This is a genomic window from Stenotrophomonas sp. YJH_SMC_73, from assembly GCF_059370155.1.
In genome coordinates this window covers 373,972-395,572 of record NZ_JCAFTJ010000003.1, presented here as the reverse complement: position 1 = coordinate 395,572, position 21,601 = coordinate 373,972, and the positions used below count along the sequence as shown (strand labels likewise).

At 68.9% G+C, this 21,601-nt stretch carries 18 protein-coding genes; 11 read left to right on the top strand and 7 right to left on the bottom strand.

The window, feature by feature from the left end:
* Positions 1-572 precede the first annotated feature (572 nt).
* Together AC5P8R_RS07140 and AC5P8R_RS07135 are read right to left on the bottom strand one after the other, a co-directional pair.
* Positions 573-2,093, bottom strand: coding sequence for a thioredoxin family protein (locus tag AC5P8R_RS07140; protein ID WP_495223215.1), 1,521 nt, complete (start codon positions 2,091-2,093; stop codon positions 573-575).
* A 97-nt stretch (positions 2,094-2,190) separates the two neighbouring features.
* Entirely contained in the window at positions 2,191-2,640 is a 450-nt protein-coding gene (locus tag AC5P8R_RS07135) for a GNAT family N-acetyltransferase (RefSeq protein WP_495223201.1), read from the bottom strand.
* A gap of 66 nt (positions 2,641-2,706) precedes the next feature.
* On the opposite strand from AC5P8R_RS07135, the gene AC5P8R_RS07130 reads away from it, so the two are divergent.
* The 10 genes from AC5P8R_RS07130 (at position 2,707) to AC5P8R_RS07085 (ending at position 14,413) form a co-directional block, all read left to right on the top strand.
* Positions 2,707-3,642 carry a TIGR03571 family LLM class oxidoreductase gene (locus AC5P8R_RS07130; protein ID WP_495223200.1) on the top strand — a complete coding sequence of 312 codons (936 nt, stop codon included), beginning with the start codon at positions 2,707-2,709 and terminating at the stop codon, positions 3,640-3,642.
* 130 nt (positions 3,643-3,772) lie between these two features.
* Complete coding sequence (locus tag AC5P8R_RS07125; protein ID WP_041863547.1) at positions 3,773-4,084, top strand: DUF3817 domain-containing protein; 312 nt, start codon at positions 3,773-3,775, stop codon at positions 4,082-4,084.
* Positions 4,085-4,235: 151 nt separating this feature from the next.
* Entirely contained in the window at positions 4,236-5,432 is a 1,197-nt protein-coding gene (locus AC5P8R_RS07120; RefSeq protein WP_495223199.1) for an MFS transporter, read from the top strand.
* Positions 5,429-6,622 carry an isochorismate synthase gene (locus AC5P8R_RS07115; protein ID WP_014647421.1) on the top strand — a complete coding sequence of 398 codons (1,194 nt, stop codon included), beginning with the start codon at positions 5,429-5,431 and terminating at the stop codon, positions 6,620-6,622. Before AC5P8R_RS07120 ends, AC5P8R_RS07115 begins: the two co-directional genes overlap by 4 nt.
* Positions 6,619-8,271 carry a (2,3-dihydroxybenzoyl)adenylate synthase gene (locus AC5P8R_RS07110; RefSeq protein WP_495223198.1) on the top strand — a complete coding sequence of 551 codons (1,653 nt, stop codon included), beginning with the start codon at positions 6,619-6,621 and terminating at the stop codon, positions 8,269-8,271. Before AC5P8R_RS07115 ends, AC5P8R_RS07110 begins: the two co-directional genes overlap by 4 nt.
* Positions 8,271-8,903, top strand: a complete 633-nt coding sequence (locus AC5P8R_RS07105) for an isochorismatase family protein (protein ID WP_134808983.1) — start codon at positions 8,271-8,273, stop codon at positions 8,901-8,903. Before AC5P8R_RS07110 ends, AC5P8R_RS07105 begins: the two co-directional genes overlap by 1 nt.
* Positions 8,903-9,160 carry a phosphopantetheine-binding protein gene (locus AC5P8R_RS07100; RefSeq protein WP_075077147.1) on the top strand — a complete coding sequence of 86 codons (258 nt, stop codon included), beginning with the start codon at positions 8,903-8,905 and terminating at the stop codon, positions 9,158-9,160. Before AC5P8R_RS07105 ends, AC5P8R_RS07100 begins: the two co-directional genes overlap by 1 nt.
* Entirely contained in the window at positions 9,157-13,047 is a 3,891-nt protein-coding gene (locus AC5P8R_RS07095) for an enterobactin synthase subunit F (RefSeq protein ID WP_495223197.1), read from the top strand. The genes AC5P8R_RS07100 and AC5P8R_RS07095 overlap by 4 nt, the downstream gene beginning before the upstream one ends.
* Positions 13,038-13,796, top strand: a complete 759-nt coding sequence (locus AC5P8R_RS07090) for a 2,3-dihydro-2,3-dihydroxybenzoate dehydrogenase (RefSeq protein WP_014647416.1) — start codon at positions 13,038-13,040, stop codon at positions 13,794-13,796. The genes AC5P8R_RS07095 and AC5P8R_RS07090 overlap by 10 nt, the downstream gene beginning before the upstream one ends.
* A 170-nt stretch (positions 13,797-13,966) precedes the next feature.
* The gene (locus AC5P8R_RS07085) at positions 13,967-14,413 is read left to right on the top strand and encodes an REP-associated tyrosine transposase (RefSeq protein WP_329857509.1); all 447 of its coding nucleotides are present in this window, start codon (positions 13,967-13,969) and stop codon (positions 14,411-14,413) included.
* A gap of 418 nt (positions 14,414-14,831) precedes the next feature.
* Here AC5P8R_RS07085 and AC5P8R_RS07080 read toward each other — a convergent pair whose 3' ends face one another.
* The 4 genes from AC5P8R_RS07080 to AC5P8R_RS07065 are packed head-to-tail and all read right to left on the bottom strand — an operon-like array spanning position 14,832 to position 18,768.
* Positions 14,832-15,281, bottom strand: a complete 450-nt coding sequence (locus tag AC5P8R_RS07080) for a DUF2894 domain-containing protein (RefSeq protein ID WP_495223196.1) — start codon at positions 15,279-15,281, stop codon at positions 14,832-14,834.
* A complete protein-coding gene (locus AC5P8R_RS07075) occupies positions 15,205-15,843 on the bottom strand; it encodes an OmpA family protein (RefSeq protein WP_014647413.1) in 639 nt (212 codons plus the stop codon). The genes AC5P8R_RS07080 and AC5P8R_RS07075 overlap by 77 nt, the downstream gene beginning before the upstream one ends.
* Positions 15,840-18,104, bottom strand: a complete 2,265-nt coding sequence (locus AC5P8R_RS07070; protein ID WP_495223195.1) for a DUF802 domain-containing protein — start codon at positions 18,102-18,104, stop codon at positions 15,840-15,842. Before AC5P8R_RS07070 ends, AC5P8R_RS07075 begins: the two co-directional genes overlap by 4 nt.
* A 10-nt stretch (positions 18,105-18,114) precedes the next feature.
* The gene (locus tag AC5P8R_RS07065) at positions 18,115-18,768 is read right to left on the bottom strand and encodes a DUF3348 family protein (RefSeq protein WP_014647411.1); all 654 of its coding nucleotides are present in this window, start codon (positions 18,766-18,768) and stop codon (positions 18,115-18,117) included.
* A gap of 145 nt (positions 18,769-18,913) precedes the next feature.
* Here AC5P8R_RS07065 and AC5P8R_RS07060 point away from each other — a divergent pair, with 145 nt between their 5' ends.
* Positions 18,914-19,834 (top strand): M14 family metallopeptidase, encoded by a 921-nt coding sequence (locus AC5P8R_RS07060; RefSeq protein ID WP_142234867.1) that lies wholly within the window; start codon positions 18,914-18,916, stop codon positions 19,832-19,834.
* On the opposite strand, the gene AC5P8R_RS07055 is transcribed toward AC5P8R_RS07060, so the two are convergent.
* Complete coding sequence (locus tag AC5P8R_RS07055; protein ID WP_495223194.1) at positions 19,738-21,546, bottom strand: phosphoethanolamine transferase; 1,809 nt, start codon at positions 21,544-21,546, stop codon at positions 19,738-19,740. The two genes, AC5P8R_RS07060 and AC5P8R_RS07055, sit on opposite strands and share 97 nt — an antisense overlap.
* Positions 21,547-21,601 lie beyond the last annotated feature (55 nt).

Sequence of the window (21,601 nt, the reverse complement as noted above, 5' to 3'; positions counted from 1 at the left end):
ATCTCCGTGGGGAAGGCCAGGGGCTGGCCGTGGGGAGATTGTTATCGCACCTCAACATTGGTTGAGGTCAAGGGGCGGGATTGAAATGCGTGCGCGTTCGTCGCCTTGATTCTTCCTGGCAGGCAGGGGCTGATGGGTCAGCGCAGGACACGCCGTGAACCCATCCATGGGGGCTCGATGGCGCCATCCGTGGCGCCAACGGTCCTGCGCTGACCCATCAGCCCCTGCAGGACAGCTCCCTGCGCTGGCGCGGAGACGGAGTCAAAGGCAGGAGCAGGAGCGGCATGGTAGTGCCGGCCGCTGGCCGGCAATCAGCGAAGGTCGGGTTGCCGGCCAGCGACCGGCACTACCAGAACCCGCTTTTCGAACCTCACCGGCGCGCTGTTGCGCTGCCCGCGCTCGCAGGAAACTGTCAGGAGGGGGCGGGGGCCGCTGGACAGGACCGTTGGCGCCAAGGATGGCGCCATCGAGCACCATGGAGGGGCTTTTGCGTGTCCTGGCCAGCGGCCCCCGCCCCCTCCCACACGGATCAACAAAAGCGCCGGCAGGCGAACCAGCCGCCAGCGCCTTCATCAACTCAACCAATCCTTGCACGCACCATCAACCTGTTCCCCGCACGCCTGCTGCATCCGCTGCTGCAGCCGCGCCAGTGTTTCGGCGCCCTGGTGCTTGCCGCTCCACGTCTTCAACTGCCCGGCCAGGCGCTCGAAACGCTGGCGGGTACGCTGGTGGTAGCCCGACGGCTGCGCTTCCAGTTCGGCGATCAGCGAGGCGGTGGCCTGCTCGATGCGTGGTGCATCGTCCGGCGCCAGCTTCAACAGGCCCTCCACGTACAGCACGCCCCACTGTACGCGGGTGGCCGGGCCCTGCGCGCCATCGTAGGCGCGCTTCAGCCACTCCAGTGCGCCGGCGGTGTCGCCGCGCTGCTCGGCCAGTTCGGCCAGCTCGGGCATGTAGTAGTAAGGCTGCTCGCTGCGCTTCAGCTCGGCCAGCAACAGCGCCTCGGCGCCCGCGTCGTCGCCGATCTGGCGCAGTGCGTAGACCGCGCTGCTGATCGTGGCCTGGCGTGCATGCGCATCGGTGGCGGCGGCATCGGCAGCGGCCACGCGCTGCTTGACCCGCTCAACCAGGGCCGCGGGCAGTGCGCCGTTGGGCTGCTGCTGACGGGCCAGCGACACTTCGGTCAGCGCACGCGACAGCGCGTCGTCGGCACGGTTGCCGCGCTCGGCATCTGCGCGCTCCAGTGCGACCAGCAGCTGCTGTCCCAGCGTGTTGCTGGTGGCCGGCCCCGCACTGGCCTGCTTGACCAGCGTCGCGCCCGCGTAGCCCAGCAGTTCGCGGTTACGACGGACTTCGGCAGGTTGCGCCAGCACTGCCTGCAGCAGCTCACGCACCTCGGTGGGCGAGCTGGCGGGCGTGTCGGCGGTGGCCAGGGCCAGCAGGGCGAAGCGGCGTTGCAGCGCCGCGTCGGGTGCGGCCTTGGACAGCTGGCGCAGCACATCCTGGCTCCTGCGCTCGCCGGCCAGGCGGTTGGCGTCGACTTCCCAGCCGTAGTCGCCCAGCACCTGCCAGTCTTCGGCGGCCAGCCTGTCCGGCGTGGCCAGTGCCGTCGCCAGGGTGGCGGCGATGGCGCTGCGGCGCCCGGCCGCGACGGTCAGCGCACGGGTCAGTTCGGCCGCGTCGTTGCCGCCGGCCACGCGGGTGAGCTCATTGCGTTGTGGGTCCAGCACGATCAGGGTCGGATAGCCGCGCACCCCGAAGCGTTCGCCCCAGGCCTGTGCCCCTTCCTCGTCGCCATCCAGGTAGACCGGCACGAACTTGCCGGTCAACGCGATGAACGCCGGGTCCTTGAACAGGCCGGCCTTGAGCTGGTTGCACGGCGGGCACCAGACCGCGCCCCAGTACAGCAGCACCGGCTTTCCGCTATCGGCGGCCTCGGCGAAGGCATCGTCCACATCGCCCTGGCGCCAGGCGATGGTGGACGCCGGCGCGGGCGCCTCGGCGGAGCTGGCGGTGGACACCGGGGCCGGGGTGCAGGCGCTCAGCGCCGAAGCCAGCAGCAACACGGAAAGCGCGACGCGCATCGGCGGCATCTCGAAGGGGGGACAGTCCATTGTAGGAATGGCCGGGGAGTGTGCTGATTCAGTTTGCTTATATCGGCCGTGCAGCGGGGCATGACATCCGCTGCCCTCAGGCGGCTGCCCGCACCATCTGCTGGTACACCAGCCCGTTGAACTCGCCGACATCACCGTCCAGCACGAAGCCATAGCGCAGGTAGGTAGGCACTGCGTTGAGCGAGGCGCGCACGGTCAGCATCGGTGTGCGCAGGTGCGGCAGCACGGCTTCGAACAGGGCATGGCCGATGCCCTGGCCCTGGCAGGCGGGATCGACGAACAGCATCGCCAGGTGGCGGCCTTCCTTCAGCTCTACCACGCCGAGGATGCGGCCATCCTGCTCGGCCACCAGGATGTGGTTGTCACCCTGCAGGCGTGCAGCGAACGCATCGGCGGCGGCGACACTGCCGAACGTAGCAATGCCGGCCGCGCTGAGCGAGGGCGCGACGGCCGCAGTGAATGCGGCCAGGCATACCGCGCTCATCGCGGGCAGGTCATCGATGTGGGCGGGGCGGATCCTCGGCATGCAGCGATCTTCCTGTGGTGTGTGGCGTGTCATCGTCGCCGGTTGCCTGCACGCTAAGCTGGTCCCATGAGTGAATTCAATCCCGCCTACGCTTCGTTGTTTCCGCAACAGGGACTGAGCCTGGGCCTGATGACGCCCGTTGCGGCGCATGGGCTGGCCGATCCGGGCGCGGCGCGGCGCATTGCGCGGCTGGCCGACGATCTTGGTTTCGCCGCGTTGTGGGCGCGCGATGTACCGCTGATGGTGCCGCAGGGTCCGGACGCGACAGCAAGCGCGCTGGATGACCCGTTTCTGTGGCTGGGCATGCTGGCTGCCGCGACCGGACGCATCGTGGTCGGCAGCGCGGCCATCGTGCTGCCATTGCGGCAGCCGCTGCAGGTGGCGAAGTCGGCCTTGAGCCTGGACCGGATCAGCGGCGGACGGTTCGTGCTGGGCCTGGGTTCGGGGGACCGCCCGGAAGAGTTCGCCGCATTCGGCGAGGATCTGGAGGGCAGGGCGGCGACCTTCCGTGCGCGTTGGACCTTGTTGCGCGCGGCGCTGTCACCGGAGGCCGATGAGCGGACGGCCGTACTGCAGGCGACGGGTGGTTTTGACGTGCTGCCGGCGCCGGCAACCCGCATCCCGATGCTGGTGGTGGGTACCGCGCGGCAGAGCCTGCAGTGGATCGCGCGCGAGGCCGAAGGCTGGGCCACCTATCACCGCGAGGAGGCCGCGCAGGAAGGACGCATCGGCCTGTGGCAGCAGGCGCTGGTGCAGCGTGGTGGGCCAGCCAAGCCGTTCGTGCAGTCGATGCTGCTGGATCTGCAGGCCGATCCGCAGGCGCCAGCCGAGCCGCTGCCGCTGGGCCTGAAGGTCGGCCGCGATGGCCTGCGTGACTATCTGCTGCGCGTGCATGCGCAGGGCGTGGCGCACGTGATGTTCAACCTGGTCGACAACGGGCGGCCGATGGACGCGGTGTTGCGTGAGATCGGGGAGCAGGTTCTGCCGAATATGCCCCGGTAGGTGTCCACCTGGGTGCACGCGCTTCATCGTTGCCAACGCTGCGCTCGCCGGTGTGCTGGAAGTCCGCATCTGCGTACCATTCGCATTTGATACCCCGCTGCCGGAGCCCCGTGTGACCCAACGTTCCCCCATGCACCCGAGCGGACGCCTGTTCGCCGCGGTCGCTTTCATCGAGGCCGTGACCTGGGCCGGCCTGCTCATCGGCATGTGGATGAAGTACGGCCCCATGGCCAACGTGGCGCTGGTGAAGCTGTTCGGACCCCTGCACGGCGTGGCGTTCCTGCTCTATGTGGCGGTGACGCTGTTCGCGGCGCTGCGCCTGCGCTGGCCGTGGTGGGCCAGTGCGCTGGCGCTACTGGCAGCCATCCCGCCGCTGGTGACGCTGCCATTGGAATGGTGGTTCAAGCGCCGTGGCCTGTTGGGCCTGCGCGCGGTGCGCTGAAGTCGCTGTTGCGTGCCCGTTCAAGAGAATGGGTATCAAATGCAAATACGAGCCGTTATCATTTGAGGATGGCGTCCGGTCCTGAGCAGGGCCGGCGCCGGGCGGGGCGCAGGTGCGCCCGGCGATCCCTTCCTGTTACGGCTGGTGTTCCATGCACGCACGTCCCGTCGTTCCCGGCTTGCCGGCGCTGGTAGTGGCCGCCCTGATCGGCACCATGGCGATGATGTCCTTCGTCGCCGTGATCGGTCCGGTGGTCCGCATGCTCGGGCTGTCCGAGTGGCATGCCGGACTGTCGGTCACCGCCGCGGGCGCGTTGTGGATGCTGGCCGCGCGCCCATGGGGCCAGCTCAGCGACCGCATCGGCCGCAAGCGCGTGCTGATGCTGGCGATGAGCGCCTACACCGTGGTCTACATCGCGCTGGCAGTGTTCATCGACGTTGCCCTGCAGGCGGTGCCGCCGGTACTGGTATCGGTGCTGGTGCTGGTCGGTGCGCGAGGCCTGATCGGCCTGTTCTACGCGGCGGTGCCGCCTTCCGCAGCCGCGCTCATCGCCGACAAGGCACCGACCGGCCAACGTGCGAAATTCCTCGCCCGCCTGGGCAGCGCCAATGCGCTGGGCATGGTGCTCGGGCCGGCCGCTGCCGGCTGGCTTGCCTATACCAACCTTTCGCTGGCGCTGTACGTGGCCGCGTTGCTGCCGCTGCTGGCACTGGCATTGCTGGCCTGGCGGCTGCCGGCTACACCGCCGGTGGTTGGCGCGTCCGCACAGCGCCGCGCGCCGATGAGCCGCCTCGACCCGCGCCTGCGCCTGCCGCAGCTGGCGGCGCTCATCGCCATGGTCTCGGTGACCATCGCGCAGGTGACGGTGGGCTTTTTCGCGATTGATCGCCTGGGCCTGGATGCTGCCGCTGGTGCAGGCATGGCCGGCATCGCGCTGACCGCGGTCGGCATCGGACTGATCCTGGCGCAGGCGCTGGTGATGAAGCTGGAGGTGCATCCGCGCCGCTGGATCATCCTCGGCGCGCTGATTTCCGGCATTGGCTTTGCTTCGGTGGCGGGCGTGCAGCAGGGCTGGCAGTTGCCGGCGGCGTACGCGCTGGCCGCGTTCGGCATGGGCTTCGTATTCCCCTCGTTCCAGGCGCTGGCCGCCGACGCGGTGGAAGCGCACGAGCAGGGTGCCGCAGCGGGCACGGTCTCTGCCGCGCAGGGGCTGGGCATGGTGGCCGGGCCGATGCTCGGCACGCTGTTGTATCGCGGCGGGCCCAGCCTGCCATATCTGCTGGTCGGCGCGCTGCTGCTGTTGCTGTGCGCGCTGGCTGCAGCGCATCGGATGAAGGAGACCCCATGAACGATTCCCTGATGCAGGGCGCGTGGCCGGAGGCTGCGCCCGCGCCGCTCGAGAGCACTGACGACGCGTCGTTGTTCCTGCTGCAGCATGCCGGCCAGCATGTGCACGCACGCGGTTGCCGCCTCGCGCTGCCGGGTGGCGCGCTGGCAACCCTGGCGGAGCGCGTTGCGGCCTTCTTCGCCCAGCAGCGTGGCGGTCCGGGCCTGCTGGTCGGTGCGGTGCCATTCGAACCGCGTGCCGACGACGCGTTGTACCAGCCCGAGCGCCTGCTGCCGGCCCTGCCGTTGCAACCACGGGCGGCGCCGGCGCTGCAGGGCCCGCTGCAGGCGGAGCCCGCAGCGCAGGACTATGCAGCCGCGGTTGCCGAGGCAGTGAAGGCGCTGCGCGCGCCCGACCAGGACCTGCACAAGGTGGTGCTGGCGCGCAGCCTGCTGGCGCACAGCCGCCATGCGCTGTCTCCAGAGGTGCTGCTGGCGCGGTTGGGCGCGGATCCCTCGGTGGCGACCTATGCGGTGCCGCTTCCGGTTGAACCGGGGCACGCACCGGCCTGGCTGGTCGGCGCAACACCGGAGCTGCTGCTGCGCAAGCGTGGCGCCGAGCTGTTGTCGCACCCGCTGGCCGGGTCCGCGCGCCGCAGTGCCGATGCCGCCGAGGACGAGCGCGCCGCGCAGGCGCTGCTGGCTTCGAACAAGGACCATGACGAGCACCGCCACGTGGTCGAGGCCATCATCGAGGGCCTGGCGCCGTACTGCAGCCACATCGATGCGCAGCCGCGCCCGGTGCTGCATGCCACCGCCAGCATGTGGCATCTCGGCACCCGCATCCACGCCACCCTGAAGGATCCGCAGACATCGGCGGCCGAGCTGCTGGCGCAGTTGCATCCAACGCCGGCGGTCTGCGGTACACCCCGGCTGGCGGCACTGCAGCGTATCCGCGAGCTTGAGCCGGTGCCGCGTGGCTTCTACGCCGGTGCGGTCGGCTGGCTGGATGCGCAAGGGGATGGTGACTGGTATGTGGCGATCCGCTGCGCACGCCTGCAGGGCACGCAGCTGCGCCTGTACGCCGGCGCCGGCATCGTTGCCCAGTCGCAGCCCGAGGCCGAGGTCGCCGAAACCGCGGCGAAGTTTGCCGCCCTGTTGAACGCGTTGGGCGTCCACGACGCCGCGCCCGTCATCGAGCCTGCTGCATGAACACGCCCACTGTTTCTTCCCGCCTGCCACTGCAGCAGGCATGGCCCGATGCGCTGGTGGCGCGATATCGCGAGGCGGGCTACTGGCGCGGCGAGACCTTCCCGGCGTTCCTGCGTGAGCGTGCGGAACGCTACGCTGATGACATCGCCGTGGTCGCTGGCGATGTGCGCCTGAGCTACGCGCAGCTGTGGCACGAGGCCGGTCGCATCGGTGCCGGACTGCTGGCACTCGGCCTGCAACCCGGTGAGCGGGTGCTGGTACAGCTGGGCAACACCGCCGGGTTCATCGCCACCGTATGCGGGCTGTTCCGCGCCGGCCTGGTGCCGGTGTACGCGCTGCCGGCGCACCGCATCACCGAGCTGGTGCACTTCGCCAACAAGGCCGAAGCCAGTGCCTACATCACTGCCGACCTGCACGATGGCTTTGATCATCGCGGGCTGGCGCGGGCGCTGCAGGCCGAGGTGCCGGCGCTGCGCCACGTGGTCATCGATGGCGATGCAGCAGAGTTCACCGCGCTCGAGGCGCTGCAGGGAGACCGCAACCAGCTGCCGGCCGACCCGGACCCGCAGTCGGTGGCGTTCCTGCAGATCTCCGGCGGCAGCACCGGGCTGTCCAAGCTGATTCCACGCACCCACGACGACTACATCTACTCGTTCCGTGCCAGCAATGACCTCTGCGGCATCGACCGCGACAGCGTGTACCTGGTCGCGCTGCCGGCCGCGCACAACTTCCCGATGAGCTCGCCCGGTTTCTTCGGCGCGCTGTATGCAGGTGCCCGCGTGGTGCTCAGCCCCGGTCCGGGGCCGGACGTGGCCTTCCCGCTGATCGCGCGTGAGCAAGTGACCTGCTGTGGGCTGGTGCCGCCGCTGGCGCTGTTGTGGGCACAGGCCGCCGCCACCAGCAAGCACGACCTGTCCAGCCTGCAGGTACTGCAGGTAGGCGGGGCCAAACTGGTGCCGGAAGCCGCACGGCGGGTGATTGACGGCCTGGGCTGCACCCTGCAGCAGGTGTTCGGCATGGCCGAAGGCCTGGTGAACTACACACGGCTGGATGATCCGGAAGAACTGATCGTAGCCTGCCAGGGCCGGCCGATCAGCCCGGACGACGAGGTGCGCGTGGTCGATGACCATGACCAGCCGGTGCCGGAAGGCGAGGTAGGGCATCTGCTGACCCGCGGCCCTTACACCATCCGTGGCTACCACAACGATGCGGTGGCCAATGCGCGTTCGTTCACCGACGACGGCTTCTACCGCACCGGCGACCGCGTGCAGCAGCTGCCCGGAGGCTACCTGGTGGTGCAGGGCCGTGCCGGTGACCACATCAACCGGGCGGGCGAGAAAATCTCCGCCGAGGAGATCGAAGATCACCTTCTGGCCCACCCCGGCGTGTTCGACGCCGCCGTGGTCTCCATTCCTGACGAGTATCTCGGTGAGCGCAGCTGCGCGTTCGTGATCCAGCAGGGTGAGCCGATCAAGGCCCCGGCACTGAAGGCCTGGATGCGCGGGCGCGGCCTGGCCGCGTTCAAGGTGCCCGACCAGGTCGTGTTCGTCGACAGTTTCGATACCACCGCGGTCGGCAAGATCAGCCGCCGCGAACTGCGCGCGCAGCTGCGTGCGCGTCATCTGCAACAGACAGGAGGAACGCGCTGATGGCGCTGCCCCGTATCACCGATTACCCCTTGCCGACTGCCGCCGAACTGCCGCAGGCGCGCGGCCCGTGGCGCCCGCAGCGTGATCGTGTCGCGCTGCTGGTGCACGACATGCAGCGCTATTTCCTGGCCGCATTCGAGGCCGGCAACGCACCGCTGCGGCCGGCAGTGGACAACATCGCACGGCTGCTGGCGCATTGCCGCGCGCACGGCATTCCGGTGTTCTACACCGCCCAGCATGGCGACCAGGACCGCCGTGACCGTGGCCTGCAGGCCGACCTGTGGGGACCAGGCATGCGTCGCAGCGCCGACCATGAACCAATCATCGAGGCACTGGCACCGCAGCCTGGCGAGCACGTGCTGGTGAAGCACCGCTACAGCGCGTTCCAGCGCAGCAACCTGGAGACGCTGATGCGGGTGCGTGGACGCGACCAGCTGCTGGTCACTGGCGTGTATGCGCATATAGGCTGCACGGCCACCGTGGTCGAAGCCTTCCAGCGCGACATCGAGGCGTTCATCGCGGCCGATGCGGTAGCGGATTTCTCGCGTGCTGACCACGATCAGGCCCTGCACTGGATTGCCCGCACCTGTGGCGTACCGATGACCACCGACCAGTTGCTGGAGGTGCTGTGATGGCCGCCACGGGTGAGGTGCTGGATCTGGAGCGGATGCGTGCCGACGTGGCGCGCGTGCTGGAATGTGCCCCGGCCGAGATCGGTGACGACGACAACCTGATCGACCTGGACCTGGACTCGATGCGCATGCTCGGCCTGGTCCTGGCCTGGGGCAACACCGGCCTGCCGCTGGAGTTCTCGCAGTTGGCCGAGCACACCACGCTGCGCCAGTGGTGGGCTGTGGTGCAGCAACTGCAGGCCGCGCAGAACGCATGAACGCCGCTGCGCTGGCCACACCGGTGGCATTGACCGAGGCCCAGGCCGGACTGTGGTTCGCACAGCGGCTGGCACCGGACAATCCGTCATTCAATACCGCGCACGCGGTGTGGATCGACGGCCCGTTGGACGTGGCCGCGTTCATTGCAGCGGCAGACCAGGCTGCAGGCGAGGCCCAGGCCTTCGCATTGCGCTTTGCCGAAGGGGCCGATGGCCAGCCGCTGCAGTGGCATGACCCGGCACACGTGCCGCTGCTTTCGGTGCGCGATGTTTCCACCGCGGCGGATCCCGCCGCTGCGGCACGCAACCTGATGCACACCGACCGTCTGAGCCCGGTCGATCCCACCCGTGACCGGATCAGTCAGCAGGTGTTGTTTGACCTGGGCGGGCAGCGCTGGGTCTGGTACCTGCGCGTGCATCATCTGGCCGCCGATGGCTACGGCATGGCGCTGTTCACCGATCGCGTGTGCGCGTTGCATGCCGGTCGCATGGCTGAACCGCTGCCAGGGCTGGCGGGCGTGCTGGCGGATGACGCCGCCTATCGTGCCGACCCGCGTCGTGCGCAGGCCGGGCACTGGTGGCGCGAGCAGTTGCAGGGGGCGCCGGCGGGCGTGGGCCTGGCGGGTACCGTGGCGGCCAGCGACGATGCGCTGCGCTGGGTGCAGCCGCTCGATGCGGCCTTCCGTGAGCAGCTGCTGCAGGCCTCGGCACGTTGGCTGCAGCCCTGGCCGGATGTGCTGGCCGCGCTGGCGGCCGAGTACCTGCGGCGGATGAGCGCCGCCGATGAAGTGGTGCTGGGCGTGCCCTACATGGGCCGGCTCGGCAACGCGTCGGCGCGGGTGCCGGCGATGGTGATGAACGTGTTGCCGCTGCGCGTAGCGGCCGGCGAGGGCAGCGTCGAGGCCTTCACCCGCGGCCTGGGCCGGCAGCTCAGCCAGGGTCGCAAGCATGGCCGTTACCGCAGTGAGCAGCTGCGCCGGGACCTGGGGCTGGTCGGCGCGCAGCAGCGCCTGCACGGTCCGCTGGTGAATGTGCAGCCGTTCTACAAGCCGCTGGCGCTGGCCGGCGCGCAGGCAACGCTGGAGGTGCTGTGCACCGGGCCGGTGGATGATCTGACACTGGGCTTCCGTGGCGATGGCCAGCACCTTCTCGATCTGGAGATCGAGGCCAATCCCGCGATGTACAGTCGCGAGGATGTCGAGGCGCATGCAGCGCGGTTGCTGCATTTCGTGTCGGCAGCATTGCAGGCTGACGATATCGCAGCCGTGCCTCTGGCGACGCTTGAGGAGGCGCAGCAGGTGCTGCACGGTTTCAATGCCACCGCGCATGCGCTTCCCGAGACTACCCTGGTTGAACTGCTGCAGCAGGGCATGGATCGGGATCCGCACGCGCCGGCGCTGGTGTTCGGCGACACTACGCTCGACTATGCAACGCTGGAAGCACGCAGTTTTGCGCTTGCCGCACAACTGCGCGGCATGGGCGTCGGCCCGGGCAGCGTAGTCGCGGTGGCATTGCCGCGCTCGCTGGAACTGGTGCTCGCGCTGGTCGCGGTGCTACGCACAGGCGCGGCCTATCTTCCGCTGGACCTTGCCCATCCCGATGAGCGGTTGGCACGTATTCTTGCGTCGGCGCAGCCGGTGTGCGTACTGGCTGCGCCAGACGTATCGGTGCGCATGGCCGGTGTGCCGGTGCTCGCGCCGGAGCAGTGGACCGCGCTGAGTTTTGCAGCGCCATGGGCGGATCCTGCGCCCAGCGATGCCGCCTATGTGATCTATACCTCCGGTTCGACCGGCGAGCCCAAGGGCGTGGTCGTCGAACACCGCGCGATCGTCAATCGCCTGCTGTGGATGCGCGAGCACTACGGCATCGGCGCCGATGACCGCGTGCTGCAGAAGACCCCGGCCACCTTCGATGTCTCGGTCTGGGAATTCTTCCTGCCGCTGCTGTGCGGGGCAACGCTGGTGGTTGCCAGGCCCGATGCGCATCGCGATCCCACTGAACTGGCGCGCTTGATCCGGGGCCATGGCATCACCACCGCGCATTTCGTGCCGTCGATGCTCGACGCCTTCCTCGCTGCGCCGGCCTCCGAAGGTTTGCAGCTGCGCCGCGTATTCACCAGTGGCGAGGCGCTGGACGCTGCGTTGCGCGACCGCTTCCATGCGCGCGTGCGCGCAGAACTGCACAACCTGTACGGCCCGACCGAGGCCGCAGTAGATGTCAGCTATTGGCCGGCGTCAGCGCAGGATCGCTCGCGGCCGGTGCCGATCGGCTTCCCGGTCTGGAACACCCGCCTGTACGTGCTGGACGCCCGGATGCAGGCGGTGCCGGTCGGTGTGGCCGGTGACCTGTACCTGGGCGGCGTGCAGCTGGCACGCGGCTATCTCGGTCGCGACGATCTGACCGCCGAACGCTTCCTTGCCGATCCTTTCCTGGCGGGCGAGCGCATCTACCGCACCGGCGACGTGGCGCGCTGGCGCCGCGATGGTGCGGTGGAGTACCTGGGCCGCAGCGACCATCAGGTGAAACTGCGCGGCCTGCGCATCGAACTGGGCGAGATCGAGGCGGCTTTGCGCGAACTGCCGGGCATGGAGCGGGTGGAAGTGCTGCTACGCCAGGATGCTCCCGGCGAAGCGCGTCTGGTGGCCTATGTGCCGACCGCGCTTGCCGATGCCGTAATGCTGCGCAGCCACCTCGCCACGCGTGTGCCGGACTACATGGTGCCCTCGGCCATCGTTGGTGTGGACCACTGGCCGGTGACCGCCAACGGCAAGCTCGACCGCAATGCGTTGCCGAAGCCACCGCAACGTGAAGTTGCCGGCTTGGCGCCGCGCACGCCGTTGGAACAGGAGCTGGCGTTGCTGTTCGCACAGGCGCTTGGGCGTGAGGCGCCGGTGGCGGTGGATGCGGACTTCTTCAGTCTCGGCGGTGACTCGCTGTCGGCGGTGCACCTGCTGCTGGCGATCGAGCAGCGCTGGCGCTGCGATCTGGGTTTGGGCGCCTTGTTTGCCCAGCCCACCGTGGCCGCGCTGGCGGTTCGTATTGCCGCGCCACCCACGCTGGCCGATCACGCGCTGGGGCCGGTGATCGCGCTGGCCGCAACCGACGCTGCCGGGCCCACGCCGCTGTTCGTGCTGCACCCGGCCGGTGGCATCGCCTGGAACTACCGCACGCTCGCCCGGGCACTGCAACCAGCCCGCCCGGTGTATGGCCTGCAGTCGCCGGCACTGGACGCGCGGCTGCCACTGCCGAGCAGCATCGAGGCGATGGCCAACGACTACGTACAGCGCGTGGTCGCACTGCAGCCGAAGGGGCCGGTGCATCTGCTGGGCTGGTCGGTGGGCGGCATCCTCGCCCAGGCGATGGCGGTGCGGCTGCATGAGATCGGCCGCGACGTCGGCGAACTGGTGTTGCTGGACGCCTATCCCAGCGAGTGCTGGCGGGCCGAGCCTGAACCGGACGCCATCGCCGCACTGCGGGCACTACTGGCGATTGCCGGCCACGACCCGGATGCGCATCCGGTACTGGACAGCCGGGAACGCATACTCGCGTTCCTGCGTCGCGGCGGGAGTGCACTGGGCAGCCTGCCGGATGTGGTGCTTGACGGCGTGGTGCGCGCGGTGACCGGTACCAATCGGCTGATCCGTGAACATATCCACCGGCCGTTCGAGGGCACGCTGGTGCACGTCCGCGCTGGCCGGGATCACCAGGCGCGGCCACAGCTGCAGTCGGCGTTGTGGCGGAGCCACGCGCGCAAGGTGCAGGCACTGGAACTGCCGTTCCTGCACGCCGAACTGACCGGCCGCGATGCGGTGGCGCAGCTGGCACCGTGGTTGTCGGCGCGGTTGCGCCACTGGGACGAGCAACAGGAGACCGCAACATGCAATTGACCGGTTTTGAAGGTCGTGTGGCGCTGGTGACCGGTGCCGCCGGGGGCATCGGTGAGGCACTGGTACGGCTGTTGGCCGCGGCCGGTTGCACCGTGGTGGCGACCGATCGCGAGGCACCCATGTTCGCGGATGCACGTGTGCAGGCGTTTGCTCTTGACGTGACCGACAGTGCGGCCGTCGACGCCTTGGTGGATCGGGTCGAGTCCAGCATCGGGCCGATCATGCTGGCCGCCAGCGTGGCCGGTGTGCTGCATGTGGGCGGCGTGACCGAGACCGGCGATGACGACTGGCGCCGGGTGTTCGCGGTGAACACCGACGGCGTGTTCCATGTCGGGCGTGCCCTGGCGCGGGTGATGTCGCCGCGCGGGCAGGGCGCGATGGTTACCGTCAGCTCGAATGCGGCCGGTGTGCCGCGACACGGGATGGCCGCCTATGCGGCATCCAAGGCCGCCGCCACCATGTTCACCCGCTGCCTCGGGCTGGAGCTGGCGCCGCTGGGAATCCGCTGCAACATCGTCGCCCCGGGATCGACGTTGACCCCGATGCAGACCGGCATGTGGCAGGACGAGCACGGTGCCGAGCGGGTGATCGCCGGCAGCCTGGAGACCTACAAGGCCGGCATTCCACTGCGCAAGCTGGCCACCCCCGAGGACATCGCGCACTCGGTGATGTTCCTGCTCTCCGATCAGGCCGGGCACGTGGCCATGAGCGACCTGTACGTCGACGGCGGCGCCACCCTGCGCGGTTGAACCCCGACGGCCGCCTGCCGGCAATGGTAGTGCCGGCCGCTGGCCGGCAACCTACGGCCCCCGGTAGTGCCGGCCGCTGGCCGGCAACCTCATTCACCTTCAGACATCTCCCAACCCCCGTCGAGGCATGGCCCGACAGCCAACGCCCAATGATCGACCCGCCATGGGGCATGAGCAGCCATCGCCTCCGCCTGGGCCGTCACTCGATCATCGGCCAGGTCTACGTTCTGACAACTACCACGCATCAGCGCCGCCGGCTCTTTGAAAGCGAAGCTGCAGCAGCATGTGTGATCGACCAGTTCGATTACATCGAGCAGCGCGGGCTCGTACGGTCACACGCATGGGTCGTCATGCCGGATCACGTCCACTGGATGTTCGAGCTGCGCGCAGCCCACCTTCCAGACATCGCACGCCGGATGAAATCGTCGAGCGCGCTTGCCCTGAATCGCTTGGCGGGCCGTCGAAGTACGGTGTGGCAGCCCGGCTACTTCGATCATGCCGTGAGGGCCGAGGAGTCGATGGCGCGGCAAGCGCTGTACATCCTGGGGAATCCGGTACGCGCCGGTCTTGCTGGGCAGATTGGCGAGTATCCGCATGCGTGGTCGGACTGGGTGTGATGCCGGCCAGCGGCCGGCACTACCACGGCAGAACCGAAGCGCAGCGCAGATCGCGCTACGGCGCAGAGAGCACCCTCGATGGTAGTGCCGGCCGTTGGCCGGCAACCCCATGGACCTGCGGCCATCAATCAATTGCCGGCCAGCGGCCGGCAGTACCAAGGCAGAACCGAAGCGCAGCGCAGATCGTGTTCCCGCGCACAGAGCACCCGCGATGGTAGTGCCGGCCGCTGGCCGGCAACCCCATGACCCGCGCGGAGACGCGTAGCTGCCGGCCAGCGGCCGGCAGTACCACGGCAGAACCGAAGCGCAGCGCAGATCGTGTTCCGGCGCACAGAGCACCCGCGATGGTAGTGCCGGCCGCTGGCCGGCAACCCCATGACCCGCGCGGAGATGCGTAGCTGCCGGCCAGCGGCCGGCGCTACTCCTTCGGCGTCTGGCGCGGCTTGCGCGTGCGCTTCGGCTTTGCGCTATCCGCACCGCTGGCGGCGCCATCCTGCAGTGCCTGCAGCCAGGACAAGATGTCCACGTAGTCGATGAAGTGGCGCAGGTAGCCGGGGCTGGTGGCCTGCATCGTGTCCAGCATGCGCTGCACCAGCACCGCCGAGTTCAGCGGGCCGCCGTCAGCCGGGGCCTCTGTGCGCAGGGAGCGGCGCACCTGCAGTTCGCTGCGCAGCTCCGTCCACTCGCGCTGCACCTGCTGCAGCATCGGCACCTGCGGGTAATGCGGCAGCGAGCGCGACCCTGCATCAAGGTCGCGCACCAGTGCGCGCAGGCCTTCGAGCGCTGGCGACTTACTTGGCATCCGGGGCCTTGGGCTTGGGAATCGGCGCGATCTCGACGCGACGGTTGCGTGCGCGGCCTTCCTCATCGGCATTGGAACTGACCGGCTGCTCGCTGCCGAACGCAGCGGCGAACACGGCGTCAGCCGGTACGCCATCGGCGATCAGGGTGCGGGTCACGGTCAGCGAGCGCTGCGCCGACAGCTCCCAGTTGTCGGCGAAACGCCGGTTGCCTTCGCGTACCGGCGCGTCATCGGTGAAGCCGCTGACCATCAGGATCTCTTCGCGGCTGCCCAGGTAGGCGGCCAGCGGTGCGGCCAGGCTGCGCAGCAGCTCCTGGCCTTCCGGCTGCAGCTGGTCGGAGTTCAGCGCGAACAGCACGCTGCCGCTGATGCCGATGCGGCCATCCACCAGCGTCACGCGGCCGGCCGCCAGCGGTCCAGCCAACGCTTGCTCCAGCGTCTGCAGGCGCTTGGCTTCGGCCTGGCGCTGTTTCACTTCCTGGTCCAGTCGCTGCGACAGCTCCAGCTGCACGGCGACCACACCGACCAGTATCAGCACGAACGCGCCCAGCAGCACCGACATCAGGTCGCCGAAGGCTGCCCAGATCGGGGCATGCGAACCGCCGTCGACCTCCAGCTCGTCGCTCATGCGCTGCCGGCCTTGCCGCGGCGCGCGGCCAGTTGCTGCAGTTCTTCCATCACCTGCTTCTGCGACAGCAGGCTGAGGTCGACCACCTCGCGCGCCTGGGCTACGTAGTAGGCCAGCTGCTCGTCGCTGCGGGCCAGCGAGGCATCCAGTGCGCCGCCGATCTGTTCCAGGCGGCCGGACAGCTCGGTGGCGGCACTGCCGAACTGCGCGACCGCTTCGCCGAACGTGCCGGCCAGCTGGCCCACTTCGGCAGCGCTGCCGTTGAGCGCTGCGGCAATGCCATCCAGCTTGCCGGTCTCTGCGGCGATATGGTCGGTGAAGCGATTGCCAACGCGCTCCAGCAGCTCGGCCGAGCCACCGACCAGTGCGTCCACAGCGGTGCGCTGCTCGTGCGAAGCGTGATTGATCGCATCCAGCAGGGTCTGCACGGTGGCCAGCAGGCGGCCGCGCTCTTCCAGCATCGCGTTGTCACGCACCAGGCTCTCGGACAGCGTGCTGCGCAGCTCGTTGATGACGTCGGCAGCAGCCTTCGGAGCGGCCGCGGCGGTCTGCAGCAGGGTAGACACTTCAGCCAGCGTGGCGCTGGCCTGCGCGCGACCGTTCTCGCCGATCTGCTGTGCGGTGGCCGCCAGGGTGTCGCAGACCTGCTGCTGCTGCGCGGCCAGGTGTTCGCCGTTGGCCTGCAGGCGCTCGGTCAGGTCGCTGGAAACGTGCTGCAAGGCTTCGCTCCAGCGCTGCAGGCGCTGTTCGTCGCCGGCCTGCAGCTGCGCCTGCAGCGCGGCGTGGGCCTGCTGCAGCTCGGCGTTGATCGCGTCCCAGCGCGCCTGGCGCTGCTGCTCGCGGCTGTCCAGGCCAGCCTGCAGTTCGGCGTGCGCGGCCGCGGCAGCGGCCTGCGCGGCCTGCCACTGCTGCGAACGCTGCAGTTCGTGGTCCTGCAGCAGCGCCTGGCTGGTGCTGTGGTGCTGCTCCAGCGCCTGTAGCAGCGCCTGCGCGCGCGCGTCCAGATGCTCGCTGGAGGCCAGCAACGCCTGCTGCTGGCGTTCGACCAGCGCGCTGTTCAGTGCCTGCTGCTGTTCGGCGGCGGCGCGCCATGCCTCGGCATTGCCGCGGGCATCGGCCTGCAGGCGCTCGCCGAGACGCGCGACCAGTGCTTCGGCGTGCGTGCCCTGGCCATCGCTGAAGGCCTGCAGGTGCTGGCGCAGATCACTGACCAGCGCCTGTTGTGCCTGGGTCTGCTCGCTCACCACCTTGGCCCAGCTGGCCTCGGTGGCGACGCGGCTGCGCTCGAAACCCTCGCTCAGGCCGGCCAGCTGCTGCTGCACGGCCTGCTCGACGCGGGCATGCAGTGCTTCGCCGTGATGGGCCAGGCCAGCCAGGGTGGTTTCGGCCATCGGCTGCAGCGCACCACCGATGGCGGCGGCGCTGGCTTCGGCCCCTTCGCGCAGCGACTGCTGCAGCGAGACGGCCAGGCGTTCCTGCAGGGCCTGGCTCTGGGTCAGGAACTCGACCTGGCCGGCCAGCAGGCGCTCATTGGCGGCCGCACTGTGCTGTTCAAAAATGCTGGTCATCGCCTGCAGGCGGTCGACCAGCGCCGGCAGCGCCGCAGACTGTGCCTGCAGCAGGCGCAGCGATTCGGCGCGCTGCCAGGCCTGCGAGTACGGATGCAGCTCGCCGGCAATGGCGCGGTCCAGCTGCTGCACGGCCTGCAGGCGGTCACGACGCAGCAGTGCCGCCAGCAGGCCGAGCATGGCCGAGCTGGCCACACCGGCGATCGAGGTACCGAATGCCACCGCCAGGCCCTGCACCGGCGAGGCCAGCGAGCCGCGGATCGCGGCCATGTCGGTCGCACTCTGCAGCGCCAGGCCGGTGCCACGCAGCGTGTCCATCATGCCCAGCAGGGTGCCGAGCATGCCCAGCAGCACCAGCAGGCCAACCAGGTATGGGGTCAGCACCGGTGCGGGCAGGGCGGTGCGCTCGCCTTCCACGCGCAGGCGCACGGCGTTGCGCAGGCCCAGCGGCACGCGTTCCAGCCAGGCGGCGAGGCTTTCCTTCGCGCTGGACAGGTCGTTCAGCGCGCTGCGCAGGCCGTTGCTGGCCTGGCGGTAGCGATACAGCTCCACGCCACCGGCGATGTAGCAGGCCGCGATGATCGCCGCCACCGCTGCACCCAGCGGATGCACCGAAACGTAGCCAATGCCGATCCAGCACACGGCCAGCAGGCCGACAAGGAAAACAACGACATGGAAAGCAGTTCTGGACATGGTGTTCCGGTCAGTGGGAGCGCAGGGCGTCTTGCAGCCCTTCGATCGGGTGGAAGCGCAGCTGCAGCTCGGCGAGCAGCAGGGTGCGCATGTCATGGCGGAAGGCCGCGCGCCAGCCGGGCTGGCCGTGCACGCGTTCAAACCGGGCGCCGAGCACCGCCGGCGCCGTGGCCAGCAGGCTGTGCTCGCGCGGGGTGAGGGTCTGTTCCATCACCGCATCGACCTCGGCCAGCCGCGCCAGCTCGGGTGAAACCTGCACCAGCTGGTCGCGCAGGCGGCCGCGCAGGCGCCCGGTGGCCGTCTGGATGGCCTGCTGCAGCACCCGATAGCGCTGGCGCAGCGAGGCGAAGTTGGGTACAGCGGCGGCTTCGGCCAGGTCCAGCAGGCGCTCGGCTTCGGCATCCTCACTGATCGAGGCCAGCAGGCTGGCGTGCGCCTGCGCGCAGTCGGCCAGCACATCCTCGAGCGCTTCGGCGGCTTCACCGGGCTCGGGCAGGCGTCCGCCGAGCGCCCCGGACAGGGCCACGGCGCGGCTCCAGTCCACCCACTGGCCGAGGCGATCGGTCAGGGCGGGACTGGTGGCCGGCATCGCGCCGTCGCTGAGACGGGCGAGCAGGCGGAGGAACTCCGGTCCACCCAGGACCGGCTGCGCTGCGTTCGCCATCAAGGGGTGAGGGGCCAAAAACCGTTGATTTTACAACCAGATGACCCGGCCTGGATGAAGGCGGGGCCGGGGGGAGGGGCCCGCAGGCGCGACAAGGCTTAGAATGTCCGGCTGCACCCATCCGTTCGACCCCTGGAGTTCCCCAATGACTGTTGCGCAGTTCTACCCGATCGGCACCCCCGGACAGCCCTGGGGCGACGCGGAACGCGCACAGTGGCGGGCCCGCCAGCAGCGCCAGCGCAGCTACCACGACGATGTGGTGGCCGCGCTTGAACGCCTGGACGACAGCTTCGATGTGATCCAGTACGGTCAGCTGGACTACGCGCCGGACCATTACCCGCTGTTCGCCGTGGTCAACCACGACTGGAACCCGGCGCTGCCGACCGCGCTGGTCACCGGCGGCGTGCACGGCTATGAGACCAGTGGCGTGCATGGCGCCCTGCAGTTCCTGGAACAGCAGGCCGAGCGCTACCTGGGCCGGCTGAACCTGATCGTGGCGCCGTGCGTCAGCCCATGGGGCTACGAGCGCATCCAGCGCTGGAACCCGGATGCCATCGACCCGAACCGCAGCTTCCGTGACGGCGGCCAGATCGAGGAAGCCGCCGCGCTGATGCGCTGGGTGGCCGAGCGCAAGCCGAACCTGCTGGTGCACCTGGACCTGCACGAGACCACCGACAGCGACCTGCACGAGTTCGATCCGGCCCGCTGCGCCCGCGACGGCAAGCCGTTCGAGCGCGACACGATTCCGGACGGCTTCTACGTGATCGGCAACAGCGAGGATCCGCAGGCCGAGTTCCAGAAGGCCCTGATCGCCGCCGTCGCCCCGGTCACCCATATCGCCCCGGCCGACGCCGAGGGCAACCTGGTCGGCCTGCCGTTGCAGTCGCCGGGCGTGGTCTGGGGCGAATCGCGTTCGATTGGTGCCTGCGCCGGCTTCACCGATGCACGCTTTGCCACCACCACCGAGGTCTACCCGGACAGCCCGCGCACCAACCCGCAGGAATGCAACGACGCCCAGGTGGCGGCGGTATGCGCCGGCCTGGATTTCGCCCTGGCCGCACAGTAACGCGCCACGTTCCGGGCGGTGACCGGCATCAGCCGGTGCCGCTTGGCCGGCGCGGTGGCGAGCGGCGCGCCGGTCGTCGCCCGGCAGCCGGCGAAGACATCCAGATCGCGCTGGTACACGCTGCTGCTGACACCGAACAGGCCCAGCAGGGAATGGAAGACATTGTCGTGGCTGTAGGCGCGGCGCAGCGCATTCCCACGCAGGCAGGCCATGTCCAGGCCCGCGTTGCGGCTGAACTCCGTTGAGAGCCACATCACCATCGGCACCTGGGTCTGTTCGCGCGGGGCGATGAAGTAGGGCGTGCCGTGAAGGTACATGCCGCGTTCGCCGAGCGACTCACCATGGTCGGAGACATAGATCAGCGCAACGTCGCGGTGGTCCGAATAGCCCTGCAGCAGGTCGATGGTCTCCGCCAGCACCTGGTCGGTATGCACCAGGGTGTTGTCATAGGTGTTGACCAGTGCCTCGTTGCTGCAGTGCTGGATCTGGTTGCTGTCGCAGGTCGGGCTGAAGGCCCGCGACGCTGCGGGATACCGTTCAAAGTAGGTCGGCCCATGGCTGCCGAGTTGATGCAGCACGACCAGGGCATCGCCATGGATGGCGTCGAGGCGTGCGCCGAGCCGATGCAGCAGCACGTCGTCATAGCAGGTGCCGTCGGCGTTGACGCACTGGCCGGCCACCTTGAGTGCGGGCATGTCCTCGGTCGGCACGCGCTCGCACACGCCCTTGCAGCCGCCATTGTTGTTGTTGCGCCAGAGCACGCCGACGCCGGTACGCTGCAGGATGTCCAGCACGTTCTCCTCGGTCGCCGCGCGGACGTCGTCGTATTGCTGGCGGGTCATCTGCGAGAACATGCACGGTACCGAAATCGCCGTTGCGGTTCCGCATGAGGAAACATCACTGAAGCTGATGACGCCATCCTTGCGCGAGAGCCGGGGATTGGTCGCGCGTGGGTAGCCGTTGAGCTGGACGTTCTGTGAACGCGCGGTCTCGCCGACGACCATGACCACCAGCTTCGGGCGCGGGCCCGGAACGCGCCGCGCGTCCGTGCCGATCGGGCGCAACGGTTGCTGGCGGGTGCTGTAGAGGCTTTTCAGGTAGCCGTGGGTATGGCGCACCACGTTCAACGGCAGTACCTGGTCGCGGATGTAGCGGTTGTTGCGCAGCAGCGAGGAGTAGTCCTTGTAGAACGAAAAGCCGATCACCAGCAGCACCACAAGCGACGCCAGGACGTTGGCCGGCCACACCAGCAGCGAACGTATCGAACCGGCCCCGCTGGTGGTGCGCACCAGGGCGAGCCCGGCAGCGGGCAGCACGCCCAGCGCCAGCAGGGTCAACAGCAGCGCCAGCGACAGATAGGCGTTCAGTTCGGCCTGATTGGTCTCGAACACGTTCTGCACCATGCTGCGGTCGATCAGCACGTTGTAGTGCAGCATGAAGTAGCTGCAGGCGGCGCTGACGACAACGAGCAGCACCAGCAGCGGCCTGCGCAGGAATGGCAGTGCCAGCAGTGGCGTCAGCAGCAGGTTGAACAGGCAGAACAGCAGCGGCGGCAGGCTGGCCAGGAACAACATGCGGCGCAGGCTGTTGAGATCGATCAGCCCCCAGAGCGTCTTCCAGAGGGCAATGTTTCCAATCGTGGCGAAGAACAGTGCGGCGGCCCAGACCAGAACGATTGGATGGGACCGCGGGAAACGGAGGCATTGACGCACGAGCAGGTTCCGCGGAACAGGAGTGCGCGCAGTATCGAAACGGCCTTATCAGGAA